Genomic DNA, 8,371 nt, shown 5'->3' with positions numbered 1-8,371 from the left:
AGCCAGGAGAGCGGCACTTTCAATGTCTCGATATCGGTGCCATGGAAACTGGCCACGCCAAAGAGCACTTCGATCCCGTTCTTCAGCACATAGTCGGCCAGCGCATTCCACAGAAGAAACATCGCCGGACCGCCTCGATATTCCGCATCCACACAGGACCGGCCCAGTTCCAGCAATGTGCGCCCCGACCGCTTCAGGGGTGCCAGATCGTATTCGCCGTCGCAGTAGAACCGTCCGAATTCCGCCGCGCGATCGCCGCGCAACAGCCGGTACACGCCGACGACATGGTCAAGTGCGACCGCATCCCGGCGGACATCGACCAGAATCAGATGATCATTGACCGGATCGAACTCATCCCGTTCCAGCCGCGCGGCATGGTCGACAAGCGGCCCGTCACCGCCCAGCTCTTCGACAAAGACACGGTACCGCAACCGCTGCGCGGCAAGAAAATCGGCGTCGCTTTCGGCCAGCCGGACCTGAAGATGCGTGGTGTCTGGGGTCATCGCCAGCGTTTGAAATCTGCGTTTCCTGCTCTGCCCGGGTTTTAGGGCGCGACCGCAACATTTGCAACAGAACCCACAGACGGGGCATCGTTGACACATTCCATAGGTTGTGCGTAGGTTTTAGTAGGAACCTTTGGGTGTAGTGCTTGCATCAATGACGATTATCAGGTCCACGCGCGTCCCGTCGAGGACGACTTTCCCGGCATGCTCGAAATTGACCGTCACCTTCGCACCGATCCGCGATTGGACCTGGCCAAGGCCCCAATCCTCTTGCTGCGGATGGCGCACCAGCATTCCCGGCTCAAGAATCTCAAACATGACGCTTTCTCCGGTAAAAGGACATTTTTATGCTGTCAGCCCCGAAAGACGACCTCACGGCCCTTCTGGGTTCGCGTATCTGCCATGACCTTATCAGCCCGCTCGGCGCAATCGGCAATGGGATAGAATTGCTGATGATGTCCGGAACCGCCCCGGGACCGGAAATGACGCTGATTTCCGAGAGTGTGGCGAATGCCAATGCCCGCATCCGCTTTTTCCGCATCGCCTACGGGATGGCATCGCCGGGTCAGGGCGTGGCGCGCAATGAAATCCGCTCGATCCTTGACGACACAACCCGGGGCGGGCGGCTCAGCATCGACTGGCAGGTTGCGGACAACCCGCCCCGGACCGAGGTAAAACTGGCCTTTCTGGCCCTGCAATGCATGGAAGCCGCCCTGCCCCATGGCGGGCGCGTGACCGTGACCCGGCCGGATCGCTGGCGGATCGAGGCGCAGGCAGAACGCGTGAAGATCGAGCCTGAGCTTTGGGCCCGCCTCGACGGGTCCGGGCCCGGCGCGGAAATCGCGGCAGCCCATGTCCAGTTCGCGCTGCTGCCCGACGAAATCCGCCGCAGTGGCCGCACTCTGACGGTCGAAGCCGATACCGGGCGGGTTGCGATCAGTTACTGAGCGCAGGCGATACAGATCACCGCGACCGGATCGACATCCAGACGCCCCGTGCCGATGAAACCGCCACAACCGGCGCACCAGCCGAATTCGCCCTCTTCCAGACGTCGCAAAGCGGCCTGCAAGGCCACCCGGCGCTGCCCGCGCCGGGCCTCGACCGCCGCGGCCATGGCCTGCCCCTGCATCGCATCCATGCGGCTGAGCCGCCCGACGCTTTGCTGGTCCAGCTCAACCGGCTTGCGGTCGGTGCTCGTGGCCTCCGTTGCCCGGCCAAGATCAGCCAATTCCGCTTCAATCACCGGCCGGTAGCGGGCGGCAAGTTCGGCATCACTCGGCTCGCTCACGCCCGGACCGTGCCATCGCCGGTCACGAGGTATTTGAAGCTGGTCAGCTGCTCGGCCCCCACCGGTCCGCGCGCATGCATCTTGCCGGTGGCGATGCCGATCTCGGCCCCCATGCCGAATTCGCCGCCATCGGCGAACTGGGTCGAGGCGTTGCGCATCAGGATCGCTGAATCGAGGCGCTGGAAGAATCGCCCGGCCGCCGCGTCATTCTCGGTCAGGATCGCCTCGGTATGGCTCGACCCGTAATGCCGAATATGGGCGATGGCGCCGTCGATATCCTCCACCACTTTCGCGGCAATGATCATATCAAGGAATTCGCGTCCGAAATCATCGGCTTGCGCGGGCTTGTTGCCGTTCAGACCCTCGGCCCTGACTTCCACGCCCGCCGCCTTCAGATCATCGACGATCTGCTGGCCAAGCCCTGCGGCGATGTCCTTGTGAACCAGCAGGCATTCGGCAGAACCACAGATGCCCGTCCGCCGCGTCTTGGCGTTCAGCACCACCTTGCGGGCTTTCTCGGGATCGGCGTCCTTGTCGACATAGATGTGACAGATCCCTTCGAGATGGGCAAAGACCGGCACGCGGGCCTCTTTCTGCACCAGCCCGACCAGCCCCTTGCCGCCGCGCGGCACGATCACGTCGATATGTTCGACCATTCGCAGCATCTCGGCCACCGCCGCCCGGTCGCGGGTCGGCACCAACTGGATTGCCGTCTCGGGCAAGGCCGCGGCGCGCAGCCCCTCCACCAGACAGTCATGGATCGCGCGGGAGGAATGAAAACTTTCCGAACCGCCCCGCAGGATCACCGCATTGCCCGACTTCAGGCAAAGCGCGCCTGCATCCGCCGTCACATTCGGGCGGCTTTCATAGATGACACCCACGACGCCAAGCGGAGTGCGTACGCGCTGAATGTGCAGGCCCGTCGGCCGGTCCCATTCGGCGATCACTTCGCCCACCGGGTCGCGCTGCTCGGCAACCGCGCGCAGCCCGTCGACGATGCCGCGAATGCGGTCCTCATCGAGCATCAGCCGGTCCATCATCGCCGGGCTCAACCCCTTGTCACGGCCGTAGTCCAAATCCTTGGCATTGGCGGCAACAATCTCCGCCCGCCGCGCCCAGACGGCATCCGCCGCCGCAATCAGCGCCGCATGCTTGCGTTCCGCCGTGGCAAAGGCCAGTTTCGCCGCTGCAACGCGCGCGGCCTTGCCCATCCCGCCCATCAACGCCGGTATATCACTGATATCTTTCATCTTCTTCTGTTCCAAAGTACTCGCGCCGCAGGCATGGCCCGCAAGGGCCATCCCTCAGAACGCCATATCGTCGCGATGCAGCATCGGCCCGCGTCCGGCATAGCCGAGAATGGCCTCAATGTCACCCGACCGCCGCCCGGCAATCGCCTGCGCCTCACCTGCGGAATAACGCACGAGCCCCTTGGCCAGAGCCGCGCCATCGGGGCCGAGAACGGCCACCGGATCGCCCCGGCCGAATTCACCCGTCACATGCGTCACCCCCGCAGGCAACAGCGACTTCCCCGAATTGAGGGCCGTGACCGCCCCGGCATCCAGATGCAACTCACCGCGTGGCTTCATCGCTGCGATCCAGCGCTTGCGGGCCAGTTGCGGCGTGCCTTCGGGCAGGAACCATGTACAGTTGGCGCCATCGGCCAGTGCGGTCAGCGGCTGCTGAACCGACCCTTCGGTGATCGCCATGGCGCAGCCGCCCGCAACGGCGGTCTTGGCCGCCAGCAGCTTGGTTTTCATGCCACCCTTGGAGAGGCCCGAGACGGGGTCACCCGCCATCGCCTCAATCTCTGGCGTGATCTTTTCAACAATTTCAAAGCGCTGCGCGGCGGAGTTTACCTTGGGATTGTCGGAATAGAAGCCATCGACATCCGACAACAACACAAGTTGATCCGCCCCGATCGTCACCGCGATCTGCGCCGCCAGACGGTCGTTGTCGCCAAAGCGGATCTCATCCGTCGCCACCGTGTCGTTCTCATTCACGATGGGCACAACGCCGAGGCCCAGCAGCGTTTCCATCGTCGCGCGGGAATTGAGGTAACGCCGCCGGTCTTCGGTATCTTCCAGCGTCACCAGAACCTGACCGGCGGTCAGGCCGTGAGGCGCCAGCACTTCCTCATAGGCCCGCGCAAGGCGGATCTGACCGACAGAGGCCGCCGCCTGGCTCTGATCAAGGCTGAGTGCGCCCTTAGGCAGGCCAAGCACCCCGCGTCCAAGCGCAATGGAGCCCGAGGAGACGAGGATCACATCGGCGCCGCGGGCCTTGGCCGCGGCCACATCTTCGGCGAGGGCCGCAAGCCAGTCGCGGCGCAAACCGCCCTTCGGATCGACCAAAAGGGCCGAGCCGATCTTGACCACCAGCCGCCGTGCCGCCGCAATATCGGGTTTCAGGGCTGCCACGGCTGATCGTCCTCGGGCAGCGCCGCTTTACGGGCGGTGGTGATGATCTTCCAGAGGGCGCGCAGCACGTCCTGCACACCTTCGCCGGAGACACCCGACATCAGGTAAACCGGCCCATCCGCCGCCTTTTCCAGACTGCGCTTGCGGTTTGCCAATGTCCTGGCATCCAGCGCGTCGATCTTGTTGAGCGCGGTGATCCGGGGCTTGGCGGCAAGATCGGGTGAATAGGCTTCGAGTTCCGTCAGGATCGTCTTGTAATCCTTTGCAATCGTTGAGGATGTTCCATCAACAAGATGCAGCAGGACAGAGCAGCGTTCGACATGGCCAAGGAACATGTCCCCCAGCCCCCGCCCTTCGGACGCGCCTTCGATCAGGCCCGGAATATCGGCCATGACGAATTCCTTGCCGTCGACACCGACGACGCCGAGATTGGGCACCAAAGTGGTGAAGGGGTAATCCGCGATCTTGGGCTTGGCGTTGGAAACCGCCGCAAGGAAGGTGGATTTCCCGGCATTCGGCAGCCCCAGCAGCCCGGCATCGGCAATGAGTTTGAGGCGCAGCCAGATCGTGCGTTCGACGCCCTCCTGCCCGGGATTGGCGCGGGAAGGCGCGCGGTTGGTCGAGGATTTGAAGCGCAGATTGCCCCAGCCGCCATTGCCGCCCTGTGCGAGCAACACACGTTGCCCGACCTCGGTCAGGTCGGTGATGATGGTTTCCTCATCCTCGTCGATGATCTCGGTGCCCACTGGCACTTTCAGGACGATATCGTCACCGGTCTTGCCGGTCCGCTGCGAGCCCATGCCGGGCTGGCCGGACTTGGCGAAGAAATGCTGCTGATAGCGGAAGTCGATCAGCGTGTTCAGCCCCTCGACCGCCTCGGCCCAAACCGAGCCGCCATTGCCGCCATCGCCGCCATCGGGACCGCCGAATTCGATGAACTTCTCGCGCCGGAACGAGACGCAGCCCGCGCCGCCGCCGCCGGAACGGATATAGACTTTGGCGAGGTCGAGAAACTTCATGGGACAGGCTTTCCTTGGGGCCCAGTGGCGATAGCTTGTGGCGGCACTTTTCGCAAGGGCAGCCCGGTCGGCGTTATGTCGGCGAAGCGTCGGCAAACCGTATGGCAGGGGCGTGGTTGGGTAAGGTTTCGGTCTCGGCTTCGCCTCGGCCGACCCGCCGGGAGGGCGCTGCCCTCCCGGACCCTCCCGGGATATTTGCCCCAAGTGGAAGATCAGAAGGTCCGGCGCCAGATGCGGACAGGCGCCGGGCCCGGCCGGGCGGCGGAGGTGCCCAGGCCGGTGCCGGTTTCGGTGAAACCGAGTTTGCTGAGCACCCGGGCTGAGGCGGGATTGTCGGTGAAATGGTCGGCCTCTATTGCCTCCGGCGCGAAGTGGCGGGTTGTCCAGTCGAGGAAACCCTGCATCGCCTCGGTGGCGTAGCCCTGGTCCCAATGGGCAGGGTCGATGAAATACATCGTGGTCATCGGTGCGCTGGGTCCGAGGCCGGTCGCGCCGATGAGGGGGCCGCCCTTGAGAAAGATACCAAGTCGGAAGCCGGGATATCCGCGCCATGGGGCGCGGAGGATCCAGTCACGCGCGTCTGCCTCCGGCCACGGGCGCGGCACCGACATCAGCATCGGTGCCACGCTTTCATCGCCGCCGATCCGGGCAAGCGGGCCCGCGTCTTTTTCGGGATCGAGGGGACGCAGCACCAGCCTTTCGGTTTCGATCAACAGAGGATTGGCCGCGAGCCATTCAGCGCGGGTCAAAGCCATACTGTGGAGCAGTACCGATGTGTCACCGGTGGCACGGCAACGGGTGATCCGGAACCCGTCGGGCCGGAAGCCGCGTTTGCCAAGTACATGGCGCGAGCGGGTATTGCCGTCGAAATGACCGGAGCGGACGATATCTGCCGCGGGATCGGCGAAATGCGCAGCCAGTACGGCGCAGGCCGCCTCGCTGGCAAAGCCCTTGCCCCAGGCATGGCGGTTCAGCCAATAACCGAGATCGGGCTTGATGCCGATCAGCCCGGCGACCTCGCCTTGGCATTCGATCACCCAATGATTGGCCGTTGCCACCCCAGTCAGAAAGTCCCGTGCGTCGTCGAGGCCATAGGGCCACGGCGGCGCCGACAGCCAGCGCGCAACTTCCCAGTCGGCGAGCGCGGCGGCGAAGGCCGACGCGTCGTCGGGCATCGGTGGGCGCAGGGTGAGCCGCGCCGTTTTGATCACAGCGCGGATGGGCATCTTTGTCAGGCCATCTTGCGCAGGTAGGTCCAGGTCGGCGCGGTGGCGCCGCGGGCGACCGAGAAGGCCTCGGCATCGCCGAGATATTCAAAGCCGGAATTGGTCAGAACGCGGGCGGAACCGGGATTGTCCTGAAAGACTTCGGCAAAGAGCGTGCGGGCCTGATGCGGATTGGCCGCGACGATGGCGCTGACCGCCTCGGAGGCGTAGCCGGTATTCCAGAAGGCGGGCGCGACCCAGTATTTGATCTCGCTCTGCGCGCGCTCCATCCAGGTCAGGCTGACGAGGCCCAGAACCTCGGCATGGCCCTGCTCGGACCCGTCCATGACCCAGACATCCTGCGCCCGCCCCTCGGCCAGCGACCGGGCGATGAACGCCTCGGTGGCACCGGGGGGCAGCGGATGGGGAATGGTACGCGTGCCCTCGGCGATACGTTTGTCGGAGCTGTACATCGCGATCAGCCCGGCATCGGAGCGCCGCAGCGGGCGCAGCACAAAACGTTCTGCCGCCAGCGCGGGCTGGACGACGATCGGTTCCTGCATCATGAACTCTTCCTCCTCCTCAACGAATGACGAAGATCACGACCGCCCTACCGGTCCTGTCCCGTCCGACACTCGCAATGTGGCGCGCGACCCTCCCGGCCGCTTTGGGCGCCACGCTGCCCGATATCCCCCAAATGGGGCGTGAGCATGGCCGGATCAAGCGCGCGCCGGGATCATGCTCAACATTGCCTCACCGAAACCCCTGACCGGCGAACACCTGCCCGAAAAGGAAAGGGACCGGCCTTTCAGCCGGTCCCCATCAACAATCGGATTGTAAAGGTTCGGCTTACTCGGCTGCCTCCGCGACCGGGAGGACCGAAATAAAGGTGCGGCCCTTGAGACCTTTCTTGAAGGCCACGCGGCCTTCGGCGGTCGCAAAGATCGTATGGTCACGACCCATGCCGACGCCTTCGCCCGGCCACCAGGTGGTGCCGCGCTGACGAACGATGATGGCGCCGGGCTGAGCCGCCTGACCGCCATAGAGTTTCACGCCGAGACGGCGACCGGCCGAGTCGCGACCGTTGCGGGAGGAACCGCCTGCCTTTTTATGTGCCATGGGGTGTTACTCCTTCGCTTTGGCCGCGGCCTTTTTGGGCGCAGCTTTCTTTGCCGGGGCGGCTTTGGCTTCGGCCTTCTTGGGCGCAGCCTTTTTCGCCGGGGCAACTTTCTTTTCAGCCTTCTCGGCCTTTTCCGCCGGGGCCGCATTGTTATGCGCGGCGACGCGGGCGGCATGGGTGCCGATGGCTTCCTTAACGCCCGACTTCTCCGCACCGCTCGCGAGGATGTCGGTAACGCGGACGAGCGTCAGTTTCTGACGGTGGCCGCGGGTGCGCTTGGACGAATGCTTACGACGGCGCTTGACGAAGGTGATAACCTTGTCGGCCTTGATGTCGTCGATGACCTCGGCCTGGACAGCAGCGCCCTTGACGAGCGGCTCACCCAGCTTCGGCTTGTCGCCGCCGAGCATCAGGATTTCGTTGAACTGGACTTTGTCACCAGCGGCGGCTGCGATCAGTTCCACGCGGAGCACGTCGCCCGCCTGAACCTTGTATTGCTTGCCACCGGTCTTTAGGACCGCGAACAGGGGTCTTTCCTTCATTTCTGCCGCGCCCTGTGGCCCCGGATGATCCGGTGTTTTTCGGGGAGATCCCCGCCTCGGGCTGCGTGCCCCTTTTCGGGACGACATTACCAAATATAGAATCCCGGTCGGGCCGAGAGACCCGCCGGGATGCGGGCTTATCCTTCAGCGACGGGTGAAAGTCAAGGGCGGCGGCGGGCAATGCGTGCCGCATTTCGGCCCGAAGTTTGCAAGCCGGTCCAGAGTGGGATGCGCGAAGCCCTGAGCCAATATTGGGAGCCGGGCAGCGCCCGAC

Annotated in this window: 11 protein-coding genes; 1 reads left to right on the top strand and 10 read right to left on the bottom strand. The window is 64.3% G+C overall.

The window, feature by feature from the left end:
- The coding region (locus tag WBB85_RS22775; protein ID WP_432640851.1) for a GNAT family N-acetyltransferase at positions 1-503 on the bottom strand (503 nt) is incomplete at its 3' end.
- 120 nt (positions 504-623) lie between these two features.
- Positions 624-821: a DUF3553 domain-containing protein gene (locus tag WBB85_RS22770; protein WP_432640850.1), complete on the bottom strand. Its 198-nt coding sequence runs from the start codon at positions 819-821 to the stop codon at positions 624-626.
- A 29-nt stretch (positions 822-850) separates the two neighbouring features.
- On the opposite strand from WBB85_RS22770, the gene WBB85_RS22765 reads away from it, so the two are divergent.
- The gene (locus tag WBB85_RS22765) at positions 851-1,450 is read left to right on the top strand and encodes a histidine phosphotransferase family protein (RefSeq protein ID WP_432640849.1); all 600 of its coding nucleotides are present in this window, start codon (positions 851-853) and stop codon (positions 1,448-1,450) included.
- Here WBB85_RS22765 and WBB85_RS22760 read toward each other — a convergent pair.
- From WBB85_RS22760 to rplU, 8 genes are all read right to left on the bottom strand, one after another.
- Positions 1,444-1,791, bottom strand: coding sequence for a TraR/DksA family transcriptional regulator (locus WBB85_RS22760; RefSeq protein ID WP_432640848.1), 348 nt, complete (start codon positions 1,789-1,791; stop codon positions 1,444-1,446). The genes WBB85_RS22765 and WBB85_RS22760 overlap by 7 nt on opposite strands.
- A complete protein-coding gene (locus WBB85_RS22755; protein ID WP_432640847.1) occupies positions 1,788-3,041 on the bottom strand; it encodes a glutamate-5-semialdehyde dehydrogenase in 1,254 nt (417 codons plus the stop codon). The genes WBB85_RS22760 and WBB85_RS22755 overlap by 4 nt, the downstream gene beginning before the upstream one ends.
- A gap of 54 nt (positions 3,042-3,095) precedes the next feature.
- Complete coding sequence (proB, locus tag WBB85_RS22750; RefSeq protein ID WP_432640846.1) at positions 3,096-4,211, bottom strand: glutamate 5-kinase; 1,116 nt, start codon at positions 4,209-4,211, stop codon at positions 3,096-3,098.
- Positions 4,199-5,230 carry a GTPase ObgE gene (gene obgE, locus WBB85_RS22745; protein WP_432640845.1) on the bottom strand — a complete coding sequence of 344 codons (1,032 nt, stop codon included), beginning with the start codon at positions 5,228-5,230 and terminating at the stop codon, positions 4,199-4,201. Before obgE ends, proB begins: the two co-directional genes overlap by 13 nt.
- Positions 5,231-5,442: 212 nt before the next feature.
- Complete coding sequence (locus WBB85_RS22740) at positions 5,443-6,456, bottom strand: GNAT family N-acetyltransferase (protein WP_432640844.1); 1,014 nt, start codon at positions 6,454-6,456, stop codon at positions 5,443-5,445.
- A 5-nt stretch (positions 6,457-6,461) separates the two neighbouring features.
- Positions 6,462-7,001 (bottom strand): GNAT family N-acetyltransferase, encoded by a 540-nt coding sequence (locus tag WBB85_RS22735; RefSeq protein WP_432640843.1) that lies wholly within the window; start codon positions 6,999-7,001, stop codon positions 6,462-6,464.
- A 283-nt stretch (positions 7,002-7,284) separates the two neighbouring features.
- A complete protein-coding gene (rpmA, locus tag WBB85_RS22730; protein WP_432640842.1) occupies positions 7,285-7,554 on the bottom strand; it encodes a 50S ribosomal protein L27 in 270 nt (89 codons plus the stop codon).
- Positions 7,555-7,560: 6 nt separating this feature from the next.
- Positions 7,561-8,082 (bottom strand): 50S ribosomal protein L21, encoded by a 522-nt coding sequence (rplU, locus tag WBB85_RS22725; RefSeq protein WP_432640852.1) that lies wholly within the window; start codon positions 8,080-8,082, stop codon positions 7,561-7,563.
- Positions 8,083-8,371 lie beyond the last annotated feature (289 nt).

This window comes from Albidovulum sp. (assembly GCF_049646345.1).
Lineage (GTDB): Bacteria > Pseudomonadota > Alphaproteobacteria > Rhodobacterales > Rhodobacteraceae > Albidovulum.
This window is presented reverse-complemented; position numbering and strand designations above follow the sequence as displayed.

Coding starts and splice junctions, on each gene's coding strand:
- WBB85_RS22770 (WP_432640850.1), bottom strand. CDS start 821: ATGTTTGAGATTCTTGAGCCGGGAATGCTGGTGCGCCATCCGCAGCAA.
- WBB85_RS22765 (WP_432640849.1), top strand. CDS start 851: ATGCTGTCAGCCCCGAAAGACGACCTCACGGCCCTTCTGGGTTCGCGT.
- WBB85_RS22755 (WP_432640847.1), bottom strand. CDS start 3,041: ATGAAAGATATCAGTGATATACCGGCGTTGATGGGCGGGATGGGCAAG.
- obgE (WP_432640845.1), bottom strand. CDS start 5,230: ATGAAGTTTCTCGACCTCGCCAAAGTCTATATCCGTTCCGGCGGCGGC.
- WBB85_RS22740 (WP_432640844.1), bottom strand. CDS start 6,456: ATGCCCATCCGCGCTGTGATCAAAACGGCGCGGCTCACCCTGCGCCCA.
- WBB85_RS22735 (WP_432640843.1), bottom strand. CDS start 7,001: ATGATGCAGGAACCGATCGTCGTCCAGCCCGCGCTGGCGGCAGAACGT.
- rpmA (WP_432640842.1), bottom strand. CDS start 7,554: ATGGCACATAAAAAGGCAGGCGGTTCCTCCCGCAACGGTCGCGACTCG.